Raw genomic sequence first — 18407 nt, forward strand, 5'->3', positions numbered from 1 at the left:
CTGAGGCGGACTGAGAATCGCTTATTTTCCGAAATACCCCGGTATTGAGGCTGAATCGGACTGAGATTCCGTTATCTTGTTCATTGGAGTCCGAAATCAGGGGTAGCTGGTCATATAACGGAATCTCAGTCCGTTTGGCCTGTGAATCGGCCTGAATTGCTGAATTAGCGGAATCTCAGTCCGAAACAGCGGCTGATGGGGTTATAATGGTCTCCGCTAGTGGGAAGTAAGATCTACGGGCACCAAGTATAACAAATTGATGTACTGTCTGTGCACAATAAACGGCGGCAGCATCCCCAAATCAGGATGCTGCCGCCGCTTTAGTAAAGCATATTAGTTACGATACAGATTACTTGTCTTACTGTTTACGCAGATCTTCGAGCACACGCTCCAGGATGACAGCAGCCTGGGCACGGGTCAGGGTACCTTTCGGGTTAAAGGTGTTGTTGCCTACACCTTGGAGGTAACCTTTGCTTACTGCATAAGCGATTGCGTTCTTGGCGTTAGCCGAGATATAACCTGCATCCTTAAAGGTCAGCGCAGAGGAAGTGACATCGGCACCGAGTGCCTCAGCCAGAATTACCGCTGCTTCTTCGCGGGTCAGGACATCGCGGGAGCCGCTTTCCTTGATGTGTGTTGTCCAGGTGTCACCTTTGCCGAGCAAACGGTCGAACAGGGTCAACAACTCGGCCTGATTCAGGCTGTCTGCAGGCTTGAAGCTGGCGGTAGTTCCTTTACCGGCTACGATACCGTGAGCGGCAAGAACTTCGACAGCATCCTTGGCCCAGTGTGTACCGATATCGGAGAAGCTGGTATTACGGGCGGCAGCAGTGTAGGTGCCGTCACCGGTAATGCTGAACTGCAGAAGGCCGTCTGCAGGAATGGTGCCTGGCTGCAGATAACTCCATGAGTTTTCTGCAGACTCTTTATAAGCCCCTGTCTTGCGGACATCCTTCAAGCCGTCAGGGTTCAGGGCAAGCTGTACAAATACAGGCTTGCTTGTGGTCCAGCCGTTCTTGAGGGTCAGTGAGGAGGAGCCGATATCAATACTTCCGGTACTGCCGCTTAGCGGAGCGGTATCTGCTTCCTCATGCAAACCGAGTGTGACGGTTAGGCCACTGGCGGTAATGAAGTCCGGAAGTGTGCCAGCCGGAATAGTTAGGGAGAATCCCTTGCCGTTCAGACTGAGTGCACTTGCGGAACTCTTCAGCTTGTCCGCCTGGGCAGATGTGAGCACAATGCTTACTTGTCCGTATTTGGAGAAGTCTACATCAGTGATGCTCAGTACGACATTGTTATTCACCGCACTCTTCAATGCAGCATCCAGAATGGAGTCGGAAACAGCCAGGCTCGCTGTAGGCTTACCACCTGCAGGATCAGCTGTTACAGTAAGCTGTCCGGAAGTCGCAGTAGTGCCTGAAGCTGCTGTTGGTGTAGTTGGAGATGGTGATGGATTACTTGAACTTGATGATGGTTCTTTCACGACAACACTCACAGTGGATGAACCTGCCGGAATTGTCGCCGAGTAATTGTCGCTCCAAAGCTTGATATCCGATAATTCAAAGGTATAAGTTCCGGCTTTAGTCGGAGTAAATGTGAACTGTCCTAAGGATCCGGTACCAATTCCATCGTAAGCTCCGTCTGTTACATGCACGCCATACTGCTGGACATCGCGTCCGTCCTCCAAATGAATCAGGTTCGTATACTCAGGCAACGGTACACCAGGGAAATGAGTTTCCTGATAGGTTGCCAGTTGTACGCTTGACTTGATATTTGGCTGAGCCAGGCTATTGCTGTAGAGCAAATTGAAAGTGGCTCCGTAGATACCGTACACATTCTCAGTTACGGAGAAGCCGGCATCAATGGTGATTGAAGTGCCCAGCTCAACAGTTGCACTGGAAGCTGTAGGTGAGACCGTTGCAACTGTCTGATTTGTGTTGTAGCGCAGAAGCTGAGCATAATCGAGCCAACCGTTTGATGCGTAATCGTAAGCGTACAGATAGAACTGATTCAAGCCCTCGGTCAAAGGAACCTCAATTTCAAAGTAACCGTTGGAATCAATATAGCCATCCGCTTCTTTTACAGTACCATCTGGTTCTTCATAGGCTGCAGATACTGCAAGCAGTTCATTCGGATCCGTCTGTTCATCGATAAGCTCGAACATCAGATCGTAAGCAATGACACCGCTAATGGTTGCACTTCGCGGTTCCTGCTCGTTCGTCCGGGCGTGCTCCGTTATGGTTGCACCGCTGACTTCCGGTGCTTCCCGGTCAATAATAACAATAGCAGACAGGTCATCGAACCGGGTCGTTCCGCCGTCTAGGACAGGGGTTATGGAATATATGCCGTCAGGCAATACATAAGACTCACCCTGAACATCAACGATGCCAGTCCATTCCGGTTCTTCATAGAGGCCCGGGTAGAATTTCTGCCCTGTGGCATACACATCTCCGACAACGGTTGTAGAACCATCCAGTGAGACAACTTCCAGCGCAAGGTTTTCTACCGTTTCATTTACAGAGAAGGTCAGGTAGGTGCTCTCCAGAAGTCCATCACCGTTAGGTGAAATGAACTCGAAATTCTCTGCACCGACTTCGAAATTCGTGATGGTATCAGGTTTGTACTGCGCACCTACTACCACGCTGAATGGCAGTGTCAGAGTCTCTGTACCTGAAGTTAGCGTCAGTACACCTTCGTACTTTCCGCTTAGAGCCTCCGCATCTACCGTTAGCGGTACCTGGAAGTAATCATCTGCTTCAACAGAGGTTTCAAGATTTGCGAACTCAATACCTTCATGGGATGAAGTACGCCATTCCACATCAATATTGAAAGTGTCAGGTTCCCCAGTCAGGGAGTCTACATACACGGTCTTAGTCACAGTGGACGGCGAAGTCACCAGTCCGAAGGACAAGGAGCTTGTGTCATAGTTAACCTTAGGTATTTCGGTTTCCGGACGTTTGGTATCAAGCACCTCCGGAACACGGGCGATGGCAGTAGCACTAAGTGCTTTTGGCAGATCAATCAGCCCGGCACCCTGCTCGTATACACTGTAATATTTATTATTCCGGTCGGAAAGAGTCGTGGCATTATTGGCTAACAGGATTTTAACCTGGTCCGGAGTCAGGGATGGCTCTTCCCCGTTATCAGGAATGCTTGCGCTCAGCAGCAGCGCAGCTGCCCCGGCCACATGCGGGCTGGCCATACTGGTTCCGTTGAGCTTGGTATATCCGGTGGAGCTTTCCCAATCCGGTACGGATGAATTCACCCCGACACCCGGAGCCGTTACATCCGGCTTGATGGTGAAGTCCGGAAGTGCAGGTCCGCGCGAACTGAAACCGGCAATAAGGTTGTCCTTATCTGGACCAACTTCGAATGACAGCGTATTACGGCCTTCAGCCAGTTCCGCTTTGATCGCTTTGCCTTCGTCCTGGGTGATGCCGTAAGTAGGGACTCCGGTAGCATCAGTAGCAGCATTGAGATCACCTGCTCTGTTGTTAGCAATCAGCAAGCCGACAGCACCTGCTGCACGGGCATTTGCCGACTTGTTCACGAAGGTATTTGTTCCGCGGTCAACAATTGCAATTTTACCTTCAACATCTGCGTTCTTATAATCATCTACAGTTAGCCCGAGTCCGGCATAGACAACTTCCAAGCCGTTGGCTTCTCCGGGAAGTCCTTCTTCGGAAGCCTGGATACCATAGACCGTCTGGGTAACACCCACCTTAATGAAAGTAATTTCGGCAGGGGTCGTAGAAGCGGCAACGGAAATGGTGCGGTGCGCACCGCCTGGTGTACCGACGGTTTCCGCTTCGGGACCGGCGTTACCTGCGGCCAGTACAACGGTGACACCGGCAGCAGCAGCGTTATCCACTGCGATGGCATCAGGCGAATACTGCTGGTTCACATCTGAACCAAGCGAGAGGTTAATAACATCGGCACCGTCGGCTACGGCTCTTTCGATACCGTCAATAACGTCGTCCGTAGTGCCGCTTCCATATGGACCGAGCACGCGGTACACATAAAGCTCAACATCCGGTGCTACGCTCTTGATAATACCAGAGACGTGTGAGCCGTGAGCCGTCTCATAAGGATTGCCGTTGATTGGCGCATAATCGGAATCAGGCGCTGTCTCTGACGGATCGTCGTCACCGTCGACGACATCATACCCGCCTTTATAAATTTTCTCAAGGTACGGATGCGTACGGTCGATACCGGTATCGATTACGGCAACCTGGATTCCTTCACCTGTGATGCCATCCTCATTCAGTTCATCGGAACCGAAGATATCCCCGTTTCCAACCTTTTCGGCAGCCCCGGCATCCTTAATGGTTTCGGTAAGAGTAGAGGCATCTGTTGCAGTTTCCAGCGCTTGAACCTTCTGGTTAGGGAAGACCGCCTTCACACCAGGTAAGGTCAGCAGCTTGTCCACTTGATTACCCGGCAGAGTCACAGAGTAGCCGTTGAATACCTCCGTGTATTCATGGCCGGTGGTTGCACCGAGTGCGGCGGCAGCGGCAGCGAAGCTGTTATGCTCTGTGCGGAGAATATTGCGCTGCAAAGCAGGTGCCTTACTCTTGGCGCCCTGGTTCTCAGCTACTTTGACCGGGTCGTTCTGCAATTGGACAATGAAAGTTACAGGCGCTGAAGTGGTGATGTTGCCCGCATAATTCTGCGGTTTGGAGGTTAATGCTGAAGTGTAGTTCTGGATGGATGATTTTAAGGAGTCCGGGGTGTTGCCTAACCTGGAGTTAAGCAGAGAGATATGATTCTTGAGATCCGGTGCTGCCGGTAAAAACGAAGTGCTGCTTGCGAAAGATGCGGAAGGAAGCAGAATGGAAACCGCTAGACTAAAACTTGCAGTGGCTATGCCAAATTTGCGAATGGAGCGTTTGAACATTTAATATCCTCCCCAGTAGTATTTGATTTTCATTACAGCAACCTTATAAACCGGTTCTCTCCCTTCCGAGTGGCTTAACTGCTTCGAAGAAAAATAAATTGTGAAAATTACATTTATTTTACAGTCAATTTACAGATTGGAATATACTACTTTAGTACCATATTACGGTAATGTGCTGAATAAATTGTCGAAATCCGATTAATATACTGGGCTATTGAAAAAAAAGCATAAAAATGGCGTTGCCAAGACAACATAAACATGTACAACTAAGAGCTTGAATCTCAAGAGAGCGGGGATACGGTCTTGGAACGATATATACTGGCGTACTTTAGGGCTCCGGAGGAAGCGGAAGGGGTCTCACGCAAGCTTCAGGCGCTGCGGGTAGAAGAGGTTTCCATTGACAGATTCAGCAGATTTGGCGGAAGCGGGCTGCAGTCCGGAGTGAATCCGGTCACCGGCAATTTGGCAAGTATGGATTCCATGACCGCAGTCAGCGAGCATACGGGCATCCTCTCTGCATCGCATACGAGCGGCAGCGGGATGAGTCACGGCGGGGATGGCGGACCGACAGGCAGAAATATTCTGCTGACTGTAATTGTAGATTCGGCTATTTACGATCAGGCGCTGTCACTCATTGAGGAAGCCGGCGGGATGATTTGATTGTCAGATAACACTACTTGGGAGGCTGATTAAAGGTGGACAGAGAAAACTCGAAAATTTTCTCCAAGACGGAAAAGTTGAAGATGCTCTATGAGGCAAAGGCAGAGGATGTTGAATTCTCAGCGGCTGAAGCGGACCACGATGATATAGAGGCAATGGATCGCTCCCGGGAGGCTGATAAAAGACAGCTGGAGGAGATTCTGAAGAAGGAATAGCGGAAACCATCCTTATAATGTGAGTTTGATACTGTTGCAAAGGATGCCCCACAGAAGTGGGGTGTTTTTGTGCGCAGCCGTGTATAATGAAGGGACATGCCAAACCGGGAGGGTACTGAAGTGGATACTGTTATTTTATGGGTTGGACTGGCGTTGCTGGTTGCGCTGTTAACCTTCCTGAACCAGAAGCAAGTCTATTCTTCCAAAGTAAAAAAGGCTTACCGCGAGCTTCGGGAGCTTACCGCGAAGGTCCGCACCGGACAATCGGAGGCTGCTGATCTAGAAGGCTGGGAGACTTCACTTGCCGAAATGGAGAAGCACCCTAATGAGTTCAATAAGCTGGAGAATGAGATCGGTCTGCGCCGGGCTTTCGTCCAGTATCTGGAGCGCCATTATCCCCAGGATGCCAGGCTCCCGGATCTGCAGGAAGCGGCTGCGTACCAGAAGGATAGTGTATGGGGAATTAAGATCGGGGATTACGGACCCAGAAAGTAGTACGGAATCTGTACATATGAGGTAGGCCACATCGGTGATTTCTCACCAGACGCATAACCCCATTCTAAGAAAGATAGTCCCATTCTCCGCCAGCCGGGGGTGGGGCTTTCTGTATAGATGGACCGTGACTGGCATCGGGAAGCCTTCCTTGTGCAGCTGCTTCATTTACGCTGATTTTTTTAATTCATTAATATAATCCAAACTGCCCGGATATCCGTTAATATGAGTAAAGCGAAGAATACCAAAACCAACAAAAAGCCGGATAAAAATTGAGATTTATAGGGAGTAGTCATAATGGAGAATCTATCAGCCCAAGTAGTTACAGACGAACTGGTTGTCAAAGCTTTGGAAAAGAATCTCGCATTGATCCGATTTGATCTGGACCGCCGGGTAGCGTATGTAAATGAGGTGTTTGCCGGTTCGATGAAATACAGGGTTGAGGACATGTATGGAATGCAGCACAAGGAGCTGTGTTTCCCATCTTTCGTGAACAGTCCCGGCTATGAGATATTCTGGGAGAACCTGTTTGCGGGCCGGAGTTTCCAGGATAAAATCGAACGGATGGACGCGGACGGGGAATCGGTCTGGCTTGAAGCCACGTATATGCCGGTGTTTGATGAGACGGATACGCATGTCATTGGGGTGTCGAAGGTGGCGACCAATATCACGGGCAGACAGAATAATATGAACCGTGTAGTGGAACAGATGCAGGAAATGGCTGACAGCCTGAATCAGCGTGCGGAAAAAGGAATTGAGCGCAGTCAGGATCTGCTGGTGAGTATTGATAAAATTGCCGAAGTCTCGAGCGAAAATACGGATACGCTGTTGAATTTGCAGACGCAGGCAGCGGCCATTCACGGCGTGGTGCAGACGATCCGTAATATTGCGTCACAGACCCACCTGCTTGCGCTTAATGCGGCTATTGAGGCTGCTCATGCCGGTGAGTTCGGCCGGGGATTCGACGTAGTGGCCAAGGAAGTACGCAAGCTGTCCGCAATGGTTCAGGATCAGATCACGGAAGTCCGCGACAGCGTCCAGGCCATCACAGAGGAAGTGGGAAGAATATCTAACGGACTTAACCTGGTTCAGGAGAATGTGGGTGTGAGCCAGCAGCAGATTCAGGTAGCCCTGAATGAATTCACTTTGATTGCTTCCTCTGCGCAGGAACTGGACAATCAGGCGCGTGAAGTAATGAACATCGTCTGACGGTTGCTTTCTCCGGATACTGTTCCAGTTCCGCATAGAATTTCCTTTTACAGCATGTATCCCGGGCATTTACGTGGAGACATGCTTTTTTGCTTATTGTGAGTAGAAAATGAACCTTTTGAAGCCCCCGGTTGTTATATAGGGTAGTCCAAACAAGAAAGGAGGCATGCTCAGGTGGGCAATAGGGAATTGTTCCAAACCTACAGTAAAGAGGTCTACCGGACCTGCTACTATATGGTGCACGATGCTGCCGATGCTGAGGATCTATGCCAGGAGGTATTCATTACCCTTTTCCGCAGCCAGTGGCAGAACATAGATCATTTGAAGGCTTGGATTATGAAGGTCACGGTTAATACCTGCCTGAATCACTTGAAACGCAGGAACAGCCTGCAGCAGAAGCTGATGGCTAATCTGCATTTGTTCAAGGGGAGTCCGGAGCCCCCGGTAGAGAAGCTGGCGGAGCAAAAGGAAACGAAGCTGGAATGGGCCGGATATATGTCCCGTCTTCCGGTGAAGATCAGGGCTGTGCTGACACTGCGGTATATGCATGATTTCAGTATGGATGAAATTTCCGGTATGCTGGCTATTCCGCTGGGAACGGTCAAATCCAGGCAGCACAAGGGGCTGCGCCTGATGAAGAAGATTCTTGAGGAAACGGGAGTTCAGATTATAGCTAAGGAGGAAGAGCCATATGGACAGAACCGAAGCACTGCTAAAGCGTCGCTTAAATGACGATAACGAGATTCTGTATCCTGATTTTGAGGAGATGTGGGGCCGGATGGAGCAGGCCGGACATGCAGGTACAGTAAGCAGAACCGATGCAGGGGCTCCCGCTCCGCACCGTCACCGCAGCTGGCGCAAGTTCACCATCGCTGCCTCTCTCAGCGCTCTGCTGGTGGCTGTACCCGTATATGCTGCTGTGCAATATGACTGGGGCATCCTGCTCAGATATAGAGGCGGTGTACAGGCCGCACTGGCGCAGAATCTGGGTCAGCCGCTTGGACAGACGATCACCAAGGATGGAGTAACCCTTACGCTGCATACGGCGCTCACTGATGAGAACCGGACGGTGATTCTGTACAGTCTGGATGTCGGTGCAGACAGGGAAAGCGGAATGTGGAATATTCAAGGCATGTCCCTTAAGGATGCGAAGGGGAACGGCGATGAAATGGAATACAATTATCAGCAATGGGACGAGAAGAATCAGCGGTATAACGGATATTTCGAGTCGAATTGGACGCCGGACCAGGAGACGGTCAAGGTGAGCCTGACGGCAAAGAGAATCGAGTCGTATTCACAGCAGGAGGTCGATCTGAACCTGGATACCGATTCACCGCAGCAGCAGAGCTTCCCAGTGAACCGGGATGGACTGGAATCCTTCAGTGTTCAGCCCTTTAAGGAGGGGAATGAACGTCTGATGCTGTCCACGGCTGCAGTCTTTAGTAATTCCGAAGCGAAGAGCTTAGCTTTCCCGCAAATCATAGCTTATAGAGACGGAGAGCTTGTCAGTAATTCTCAGGCAGGTGCTTTTGGCAAGCCGGGAGACAACGGGGAGTACACCTCGCTTCAGTATTATAAGCCGGATGACGTCCCCAAGGCTGATACAGTATATAAGCTCGGCTACACCAAGCTTGAACGCAATATAGACGGCCCTTGGACGTTTGATCTGGAACTGAGCAAGAAGAAGATGGCAGACGCCACAATCAAGACGGCGCTGGATCTGCCGCTGGAAGCGGGAGACACCGATAACAGGATTGAGCAAATGGTAGTAACGCCTACGCAAATCCGTGTGTCCGTCCGGAGCAAAGCTAAATTTGCTGAATTGCCGTATGTTAAGTATGCACTTGAGGTGGATGGCCGGAAGCTGGAAGGCGGAGCATGGTATTCGACAACCGGGGACAGGGATCTGACAACCTTGCGTTTCGAACGGCCGGCAGATCTTGAGATTACAAAGACGACGTCAATGACGCTTATAGGGAAATATAAAGTTACCCGGCATGAGGATGATAAGACACCACTCCAATTGACCAACATTTCCAGCGAGAAGCAGACACTGATCCGGGAAACCGGCGGTATTCCGGTACAGTGGACCTACTATATGCAGGGTGCGGATCTCTATGTAGAGACGAAGAGCGATGATCCCCATTTTGGCGGCGTGAATCAGACTCATATCGGCACAGGGAAAGACCGGATCTTAGGTAAAATAGTGACAGTGAACTTCCGCGGAGAAGGAAATAACCACAGCATTGATGTATATAAGGACTTCAAGGGAACAGAAGCTGCTATATACATGTTCTTCTATTCCACCAACGAGCCGAATAAAGAGACGCGGGTGCAATTGCAGCCTTAAAAGGCAGTCCAAACCTGAATGGGGGCGGACGCCTTTTTTTTCTTGGGAGACGCCTGGGAATTCATTGGGCTGAATATTTATTGTGCTTACATTGCGATGATCTCACGAATACGTTGCCGCGTTATGCTGGAATAACTTGTCCCAGGTGAACAAGAACAGACAACGAGGAGCGTGGCAGGCAGTGAGTAAGCAGCATCCGCTTGTAAAGAGAGTATTAACCGGGATATTGGCAATGTCGGTGTTGATCCCGTTCATTCCACCCTCCTTCTCATCATCGACCGTGTATGCGGATCCGGCTGAGCCTAACGGTGTCGTTATGCTGGAGGATTTTGAACAGGTGAGCCTGGCAGACTTGACGTTTGACAGTGCGCGCATCTACAGCGGCAATATGGCGCTTGAAAGTGATCCGAAATACGTCCGTGACGGGGCAAAATCCTTACGGATTGATTATGACTTTATCGGCATAACCGATAATCCCTCCCAGGTTGCAGTCGGGCCTGCAACGCAGTTAGCCTTGACAGGCAGAACGCCCCACAAAATCGGCATGTGGATTTACGCCAATAACGAAGGGCATGGCCTAACCTCCAAGTTCTATGTATCAGCCACCGGGAAGTCCAAAACGTATGAGATGAGAAGTGAAGAAACAGGGATAGACTGGAGCGGCTGGAAATATGTCGAGGCCGAGATAGGGAGTGATCTGACGCTGCCCGGTACCGTGGCGTTCTACTTCCAGATGAAAGAACGGCAAATGAGCAAAAAGAACAAAGGCTCCATCTGGATCGATGACGTCAGACTTATTTATGATGAGCCGGCGGATGAAGATATGGATGTTCCCGTGCTGGCTCCGCTTTCACCCGCACCGGATCAAATCTTGAATGCTCCCGTAGCCGATATTATCCTGTCGGCGGATGATGCGGAATCAGGCATTGATTCAGACTCGATCCAATTAACTGTGGATGGCCAGCCGGTTGCACCTGCCGGTTATGATTACGATCTGAACACTAAGGCCATTACATATCACCCGGAGGTGCCGCTGGATGGCGGTTATCATCAAGTGGTTGCTGAAGTGAAGGATCTGGCGGGCAATCCGGCTTCAGTGGAGTATGCTTTTACAATTGAGCATGGAGCGATGCTCACCTTGGAAGGGCCGGAGGAAGCGGTCAGCAACGAGCCTTACCGGTTGGAGCTGGCGGCGAAGAACACTGGCGGAGCGAGCAGCGTGCTGGCCAAGATCAAGTTCGACCCGCAGACGCTGCAGGCGGAGGCTGTGCACGCTCGTGACGGATTAAGCAACGTCCAGAGCACCATCGACAATACAGGCGGTTATGTTGAATTTAGCGCAGAAGGACTGCAGGGAGATTCTGCGGATGCTTTGGCCAGCATCGATTTCGCCGTGAGCCGGTCCGCAAAAATGGAACGTGGCGAGACCTACAAGCAGTTCACCATGGCGGAAGGCAGCTTTGGGTATCATAGCGGGACTGCCGTAAGCTCTTTTGCTTCTCCGGTTAAATATAAGATTGGTTTCCCGTATGCCTTAACCGTCAAGGGATCGGGCCTGCAAACGAAGAATATCATTACCGTAACTACCCATGCGGGAGCTCCGGTAGAAGGGGCGGAGATCGATTTTACCGATGCCAGCGGACCTCAGACCTATGTGACGGTAACAGCCGCCAATTCGAGTATATATACAAGCGCTGATCATTCGTCCGCCGTGCTGCTTACAGCAGAGAACAACGGGCAATTCTTTGCTACGGCAGGAAGCACTTCCGAATTCGTCAAAGTATATCTGCCGGATGGAACGAAGACAGGTTATATTGCCTCTGCCGATGTACAGCAGAAGAGTCTTACCGAAGGATTGGGACTGACGGATGCCAAGGGTGAAATTCATACTTCGCTGGCCAATCTTGCGATCGGCACCTGGAAAGTGCAGGCGGCCAAGGATGGCGGCACCAGTGAGAGCTTCAGTATGAACGTTGTGACCCAGTTCGGCGGAGAGGATCCGAAATATGTCCAGACCTTTGTTACCGAAGATATGAGTACGATGCTGAGCGTGGGCTGGCAGACGGCCCCCAGAGTTCAAGCAACTTCGATTCAATATGTGAAGAACAGCGATTGGGCGGACAATGGGTCGGACAGTGCTCAGCCAAAGGCGGTAGAGCAGTCTGCGCTTACTGAAGTGGAGGTCATCCATGAAGTGGAGGGCGGGCCGCTGGGCGAAATTAAGTTCCACAAAACATTGGTTACCAGCCTGGAGCCGGGTACGGCTTATCATTACCGGGTGGGCTATGAAGGCCATTGGAGTGCCTGGTACGAATACAAGACGCTGGATGCAGCACCGGAAACTCCCGTTTCTTTCGTATTCGTAACTGATTCGCATACCAAAGGAGATAATGGGCTTGAAATCTATCAGCAGCTGATTAGCGATGCTCTATCCCGTTATCCGGATACCCAATTTGTGATGCACGGCGGCGATATGGTTGACGATGGAGGAATCCTGAATGAGTGGAACCAGTTCTGGGAAGCTTCTTCGGTCTATGCCGCCTCCCTTCCTTCAGGCTACACGATGGGGAATCATGATGTGAAGGGTGAAGGCAAGGAGATTTTTGCCAAGGGACTAGATTTGCCGGAGAACGGCCCGGATATTCAGAAGGATTACGCCTATTCCTTCGATTCAGGCGAGGTGCATTTCATTGTGCTGAACTCCGAGGCAGACGAAGTAACCATGGCTAAGCAAGCCGAATGGCTGCGTGGGGATGTTCAGGCCAGTGATAAAAAATGGAAAATTGTAATGTTCCATAAGCCTGCTTATCATACCGAAGATGGGCGCGGGAATGTAATTGAATACACGCAAACGTATTTTGCACCTGTTCTGGAGGAACTGAAAGTAGATCTGGTGCTGGAAGGCCATGACCATGTGTATGCGCGCACCTATCCGATGAATGGAGGAAAGCCGCTGCTAAACGGCGAGCGCGGAACGGTCTATCTGGACGGGGGCGCCTCCGGCTGGAAATTCTATGATGGTAAGCAGTATGAGTATCTCAACTTCATGTTTGACGAGGACGTTCCGGTGTATTCTGCCATTCAAGTCAGCCATGACAAAATCACCATCCAGGCCCGTACTACGGAAAGCGATGCATTAATAGACAATTATACTATTGAAAAGAAGGATGAGCTTACGGTGACTTCCGTGGCGGTATCGCCTACGGAGCTGACATTGCAGGCCGGGGAGGAACGCGCGACAGTTCTCACCGCTACGTATAGCGATAAGTCCACAGCAGATGTCACGAATGAAGCGATTTGGACTTCCTCCAATGACAATGTGGCTACGGTAGATGCCGCAGGCGTGATTCACGCGGTAGCAGCAGGCGGTGCTACAATCGAAGCACAATACGGAAACTTGCCGGCAGTCAGCATTGCTGTAACGGTTCAGGCGGAAAGCACGGCTCCTGTTCTGCTGAAACTGACAGCTGATCCGGGTAAACATACGCTGCATGTGGGCCAGACCGCAGCTTCTGTAATAACGGCAGTATATGATCATGCAGAGAACCTGGTGGTCACGGATCAAGTCATTTGGCTATCTTCTGACCCTGCTATTGCTTCCGTCTCAGACAAGGGGCTTATCACGGGCGTTGCGGCAGGTGAAGCAACGGTCACGGCTTCGTTCGGAGGCAAGTCCGTTGCGATACCGATTGTGATTACGGAGGTTTCCGCACCGGCAGTGGTTGATTTGGAGGTGACGCCAGCTTCAGTCTCCCTGACAGCAGGTCAGACGCAAAGCCTGGCGGTCACGGCGAAATATTCCGACCTTTCTAGCGCCCTCAAGACCCTGGAAGCGAAATATGCCACTGGCAATCCTTCGGTTGCTGCTGTGAGCGAAGCGGGCGTAGTTACAGCAGTGGGTACGGGAACGGCAAAGATCACGGTTTCTTACGGGGGAGTAAGCAAGGAGATTCAGGTCTCCGTAACGGCGGCTACAGGCAACAATGACGGAGGCACGGTACCTGCAGCAACTCCAAGGCCAACATCAACGCCAACTCCGGCGGCAACGGTAACGCCGACACCAGCTGCAACAGTAAATCCGACACCGGCTGTAACTACGGGGCCAACGCTGCCAACCGTAACGAAGCCTGTGTTCAACGACAGAGTAGATCTTGATAAGGTAAAAGCGATCATGGCAAAAGGGCAATCCGCTCCTGCAGTTACATTCCCGGATACTCCTGCTGCTCTGTGGAGTACCGCATTCATTGAACGTGCGGCCCGGATGGGGATTATAACCGGCTATGCGGATGGTTCCTTCCGTCCTGACGCCAGAGTAACCCGCGCTGAGTTTGCTGCGATGCTGTTCAAGGCCTTTGGCCTGAGCCCTTCAGGCGGCACCGGCTTCTCGGATACGCGGGGGCATTGGGCCGCGGAAGCCATTAGTGCACTTCAAGACAATGGAGTGATCACCGGGTACGCCGATGGCTCCTTCCATCCCAAGCAGGAGATCACCCGGGCGGAGATGGTGACGATGCTGTCCCGTCTGACGAATTATGTGAGCAGCGATAGTGTTCCATTCTCTGACGTTACTGCGGGCTGGGCAGCAGGGCCTATCAATGCCTTTGCGGGAGCAGGTATCATAACGGGAAAAGGCAAAGGACAGTTCAAGCCGGAGGAACCGGCTTCCCGCGCCGAATCGGTAGTGATGATCCTCCGCCTTATGGATAAGCTCATGGAGTAATAGGCAGCATTTTGTAGCGAGTATAGGAATAAACAAGTCCAATTAGGAAGAGCAGCCCGGCCGGGGCTGCTCTTTTTATGCCGTAAGCTAGCGGGCGTCATCTGGCGGACGGATCTCGCAGTAGATAAATATAAAGGGTTGGCCGTGACCCGATTACGGGATATGCGGTATACTTAATTGCACTTTGTACAACTAAAACGTCTGATTTTCCACCGATTATCCGTTTAGTTGTATTTCATACAATTAAACAGCTCTATGTAGACGGATTATCGCCCATTGGGCAGATTTAGTTGTACAGACTACACTTATAAGTTGCGAGCATACATTTTCGCTGTTTTTAATTGTACATAATACAACTATCCCTGAATTTCCATTTCAGTGCATAAGGAGAGAACTATACTTGACGATAACACGCTGCGCCTGGGTAAATGAGGACCCTGTTTATATTGCCTATCATGATGAGGAATGGGGCAAGCCGCTATATGATGATCTGAAGCTGTTCGAGCTGCTTATGCTGGAGGGCATGCAGGCCGGACTGAGCTGGTATACGGTACTGAAGAAGCGGGAGAATTTCCGCGAAGCCTTCGACGGCTTTGATCCGCAGAAGATTGTGCTGTACGGGGAGGACAAGATCGCCGAGCTGATGCAGAATGAGGGGATTATCCGCAACTGGCTGAAGGTTAATGCGGTCATCCGCAATGCGGAGGCCTATCTGCAGATTGGCCGGGAGGAAGGCAGCTTCAAAGAATATCTCTGGAGCTTCATAGGCGGAACGCCGGTGGTGAATCAATGGAAGAGCAGAGCGGAGGTTCCCGCTACCACTCCGCAGTCTGACAGCATGAGCAAGGCGCTGAAGCGCAAGGGAATGAAGTTTGTCGGTTCAACCATTTGTTATGCATTCATGCAGTCCTCGGGGATGGTGGACGATCATGTACTGGATTGCTTTTGCCGCACCCGTGTGACGGATTAAGGGATCTGACCCGCAGTTTGGCGCTGCACGGGTAAGAAATGCTATACTATCCTAGATATGCTTCACACAACTAAGCCCGCGTTTTCGAATCCAGTTACGCGGAGTGATTTCAGGGAGACTGGGCTCTCATAACTAAGCTTATGCTTTCGAAGCAAGTTTTGCGAAGCAGAACCAACGGAGCATATGCTACCAAACTTTCAGGAGGATTTACTAACATGCTATGGCACGAACTGACGGTACATACAACGGAGGAAGCGCAGGAGATGATATCCAATCTGCTGTATGAGGCCGGTGCGGGCGGAGTTTCCATTGAGGAATCCGGAACGCTGAATAAAGTACGGGATACCCGTTATGGTGAATTATACGATGAGCCGCTGAATGACATCCCCGAGGGGGAAGCGGTAATTAAGGGCTATTATGCCGAAACGGTGGCAATGGACGAGATTGTGGCGGAGGTAACGCCAAGGGTGGAAGAGCTGAGAGGGTTCGGGATCGATCCCGGCAAAGCGCTGATCTCCTGGAAGACGGTGGATGAGGATGAATGGGCCCATGCCTGGAAGCAGTACTTCAAGCCGCTGCGCGTTTCGGAACGGCTGACCATTAAGCCTACATGGGAAGAATATACCCCGGCCTCCCCGGACGAAAAGATTATCGAGCTCGACCCCGGCATGGCCTTCGGAACGGGGACGCACCCGACGACGGCGCTGTGTCTGCGCGCGCTTGAGAAGCATATCGCCAGCGGCGATGAAGTGATCGATGTCGGCACAGGCTCCGGCATTCTTGCCGTAGGCGCTGTGCTGCTGGGCGCGAAATCCGTTCTCGCCTTGGATCTCGACCCTGTGGCGGTGGAGAGCGCCCGTGAGAATGTGGCGCTGAACCGGCTTGAGGCTGCGATCACGGTTAAGGAGAGCGATCTGCTCTCCCTGCTCGGCGGTGAACGGGCGGCAGATACCACAGCCGGTGATATGTGGCCTTCAGCCAGACCGGGCTATACTGCTGAACAGGCTGGACAGGAAGCAGTTCCTTCCGCTGCTCCGGCTGCTGACGGACTGGCCGTTACCTTGCCGGTGCGGGTTGTCGTGGCGAATATTTTGGCCGAGATCATTGTGCTGTTCACGGATGATGTGTACCGTGCACTTCAGCCGGAAGGAATCTACATCACCTCCGGTATTTACAAGGATAAGGAAGGACTTGTGGCGGAAGCGCTGAAGTCTTCCGGTTTCGAGATTATAGAAGTAACCCGTGAAGAAGATTGGGTGGCGTTCACAGCCGGAAAGAGGTAGAGATGGAATTTCTGCAAAGCTTTATACGAATGCCGCTGGAACAGCTTCCGTTCCTGCTTATTACCCTGCTGATCGCCTTTACAGTACATGAGTTTAGCCATGCTTACTTTGCGAATAAGTTCGGTGACCCGACAGCCCGCCTGCTCGGCCGTATGACCCTGAACCCGGCGGTACATTTCGATTTCTTCGGAATTATCCTGCTCGTGGTCGCCGGATTCGGCTGGGCGCGGCCGGTTCCGGTCAACCGTGACAATTTCAGCCGCCCCCGTCTGATGGGCGTTATCGTATCTGCTGTCGGTCCGATCAGCAATCTGCTGCTCGGGTTCCTCGGAGCAATGATTTATTCGGCTCTGGCGGCAACCGGAGTGCTGGAATCTATCAGCAATGACCGCGTGCTTCAGGCTATTTACTGGTTCTTCGGCATTTTCATTCAACTTAATTTCTTCCTGTTCCTGTTCAACCTGATTCCCCTGCCGCCGCTGGATGGTTACCGGATCGTGGAGGATCTGGCTCCGCGTCCGATCCGCGGGAGACTGCAGCAGTATGAGCAGTGGGCGGTCTTCATCTTTTTGCTGATTCTGTTTATCCCGGGTCTGCGTGCCTACACGATTACACCGCTGGATAACTGGGCCAATCAAATGAGCGCCGGAGCCGTGAAATTCTTTTTCGGATTATTCGGCGGCTAGAATCCAGATTGAGGGATGTTCATGTTGCTCTAAACGTTGTACAATATAACGTGGTATTTTCGAGGTTTAATCATGTGAGTGAAGCGGCGGCCGGGACCTGATTTGACGGGAACGCCGCCGCTTTTACGCTGAATAAGAGACAGGATGATGATAAAAGATGCAGCGTTATTTCGTAACACCGGCGCAGTTCGGCCAAGACAAGGTAAGCATTGACGGTGAAGATGCCCGGCATATTGCCAAGGTGATGCGCGGCAAGGCAGGGGATAAGCTGATCGTCAGCGACGGCGTGTCCCGCGAGGCATTGGCTGAGATCGCTGAAATAGAGATTGGTCTCGTAACCGTGAGCATACTGGAGAATCTGGCCATGACCCACGAGCCGCGGATTAAGATTACTGTAGCCCAGAGCCTGCCGAAGGGGGACAAGCTGGAGACGGTGATCCAGAAATGTACCGAGATCGGTGCGGTTGCCTTCACCCCGTTCCTCTCCGAGCGGACGATTGTGCAGTATGATGAGCGCAAGGAGAGCAAGCGGGTAGAGCGCTGGCGCAAGATCTGCAAGGAAGCCGCTGAACAGGCCCACCGGAATATTGTTCCGGAAGTACATTCGCCGCTTAGCTGGAAGCTGCTGCTGAAGAGCTTCAGTGAGTATGACGCTGTCTATTTCTGTTATGAAAAAGAAGAAGGGCTGCAGCTCCGCAGCGCAGCCGCGCCTTGGCTGTCCTCGCTGCCGCAGGATTCTACTGCGAAGGTAATGATTGTTGTCGGACCGGAAGGCGGCTTCAGTCCGGAGGAATGCCGCGCGGCCGAAGAGGCCGGTGCGGTCTCCGTAGGGCTGGGAGCGCGCATTCTGCGCTGTGAAACCGCAGGTATGGTCGCCGCCGCCTGCATTCTATATGAATCCGGAGAAATGGGGGGAGCTTAAACA

At 51.7% G+C, this 18407-nt stretch carries 12 protein-coding genes; 11 read left to right on the forward strand and 1 reads right to left on the reverse strand.

Going from position 1 to position 18407, the window contains the following annotated elements:
* Positions 1 to 358 precede the first annotated feature (358 nt).
* On the reverse strand, positions 359 to 4897 hold the full coding sequence (locus tag GC101_RS34420; protein ID WP_171720966.1) for a S8 family serine peptidase: 4539 nt from the start codon (positions 4895 to 4897) through the stop codon (positions 359 to 361).
* A gap of 303 nt (positions 4898 to 5200) precedes the next feature.
* Between GC101_RS34420 and GC101_RS34425 the strand changes: the two genes are divergently transcribed.
* The 11 genes from GC101_RS34425 (at position 5201) to GC101_RS34475 (ending at position 18404) form a co-directional block, all read left to right on the forward strand.
* Positions 5201 to 5557, forward strand: coding sequence for a hypothetical protein (locus tag GC101_RS34425; RefSeq protein ID WP_171720967.1), 357 nt, complete (start codon positions 5201 to 5203; stop codon positions 5555 to 5557).
* A gap of 35 nt (positions 5558 to 5592) precedes the next feature.
* Positions 5593 to 5772: a YfhD family protein gene (locus GC101_RS34430; RefSeq protein WP_039300782.1), complete on the forward strand. Its 180-nt coding sequence runs from the start codon at positions 5593 to 5595 to the stop codon at positions 5770 to 5772.
* Positions 5773 to 5892: 120 nt separating this feature from the next.
* The gene (locus GC101_RS34435; RefSeq protein ID WP_171720968.1) at positions 5893 to 6267 is read left to right on the forward strand and encodes a hypothetical protein; all 375 of its coding nucleotides are present in this window, start codon (positions 5893 to 5895) and stop codon (positions 6265 to 6267) included.
* Between the two features lie 294 nt (positions 6268 to 6561).
* Complete coding sequence (locus tag GC101_RS34440; RefSeq protein ID WP_171720969.1) at positions 6562 to 7473, forward strand: methyl-accepting chemotaxis protein; 912 nt, start codon at positions 6562 to 6564, stop codon at positions 7471 to 7473.
* 234 nt (positions 7474 to 7707) lie between these two features.
* Entirely contained in the window at positions 7708 to 8205 is a 498-nt protein-coding gene (locus GC101_RS34445; RefSeq protein WP_246354647.1) for an RNA polymerase sigma factor, read from the forward strand.
* Positions 8165 to 9823 (forward strand): DUF4179 domain-containing protein, encoded by a 1659-nt coding sequence (locus tag GC101_RS34450; RefSeq protein ID WP_171720971.1) that lies wholly within the window; start codon positions 8165 to 8167, stop codon positions 9821 to 9823. The genes GC101_RS34445 and GC101_RS34450 overlap by 41 nt, the downstream gene beginning before the upstream one ends.
* Positions 9824 to 10004: 181 nt before the next feature.
* Positions 10005 to 14543 (forward strand): S-layer homology domain-containing protein, encoded by a 4539-nt coding sequence (locus tag GC101_RS36840; protein WP_171720972.1) that lies wholly within the window; start codon positions 10005 to 10007, stop codon positions 14541 to 14543.
* Between the two features lie 406 nt (positions 14544 to 14949).
* Entirely contained in the window at positions 14950 to 15513 is a 564-nt protein-coding gene (locus GC101_RS34460; protein WP_425497174.1) for a DNA-3-methyladenine glycosylase I, read from the forward strand.
* Between the two features lie 215 nt (positions 15514 to 15728).
* Positions 15729 to 16796 carry a 50S ribosomal protein L11 methyltransferase gene (prmA, locus tag GC101_RS34465; RefSeq protein ID WP_171720974.1) on the forward strand — a complete coding sequence of 356 codons (1068 nt, stop codon included), beginning with the start codon at positions 15729 to 15731 and terminating at the stop codon, positions 16794 to 16796.
* Positions 16797 to 16798: 2 nt separating this feature from the next.
* Positions 16799 to 17482, forward strand: a complete 684-nt coding sequence (locus GC101_RS34470) for a site-2 protease family protein (protein WP_171720975.1) — start codon at positions 16799 to 16801, stop codon at positions 17480 to 17482.
* Positions 17483 to 17639: 157 nt separating this feature from the next.
* Positions 17640 to 18404: an RsmE family RNA methyltransferase gene (locus tag GC101_RS34475; RefSeq protein WP_171720976.1), complete on the forward strand. Its 765-nt coding sequence runs from the start codon at positions 17640 to 17642 to the stop codon at positions 18402 to 18404.
* Positions 18405 to 18407: the final 3 nt, after the last annotated feature.

Origin of the sequence: Paenibacillus phytohabitans (assembly GCF_013141775.1) — a bacterium.
GTDB lineage: Bacteria > Bacillota > Bacilli > Paenibacillales > Paenibacillaceae > Paenibacillus_AQ > Paenibacillus_AQ phytohabitans.

Excerpts from the sequence above, each read along its gene's own strand:
- GC101_RS34420 (WP_171720966.1), bottom strand. The coding sequence starts at position 4,897 with ATGTTCAAACGCTCCATTCGCAAATTTGGCATAGCCACTGCAAGTTTT.
- GC101_RS34440 (WP_171720969.1), top strand. The coding sequence starts at position 6,562 with ATGGAGAATCTATCAGCCCAAGTAGTTACAGACGAACTGGTTGTCAAA.
- GC101_RS34445 (WP_246354647.1), top strand. The coding sequence starts at position 7,708 with ATGGTGCACGATGCTGCCGATGCTGAGGATCTATGCCAGGAGGTATTC.
- GC101_RS34450 (WP_171720971.1), top strand. The coding sequence starts at position 8,165 with ATGGACAGAACCGAAGCACTGCTAAAGCGTCGCTTAAATGACGATAAC.
- prmA (WP_171720974.1), top strand. The coding sequence starts at position 15,729 with ATGCTATGGCACGAACTGACGGTACATACAACGGAGGAAGCGCAGGAG.
- GC101_RS34470 (WP_171720975.1), top strand. The coding sequence starts at position 16,799 with ATGGAATTTCTGCAAAGCTTTATACGAATGCCGCTGGAACAGCTTCCG.
- GC101_RS34475 (WP_171720976.1), top strand. The coding sequence starts at position 17,640 with ATGCAGCGTTATTTCGTAACACCGGCGCAGTTCGGCCAAGACAAGGTA.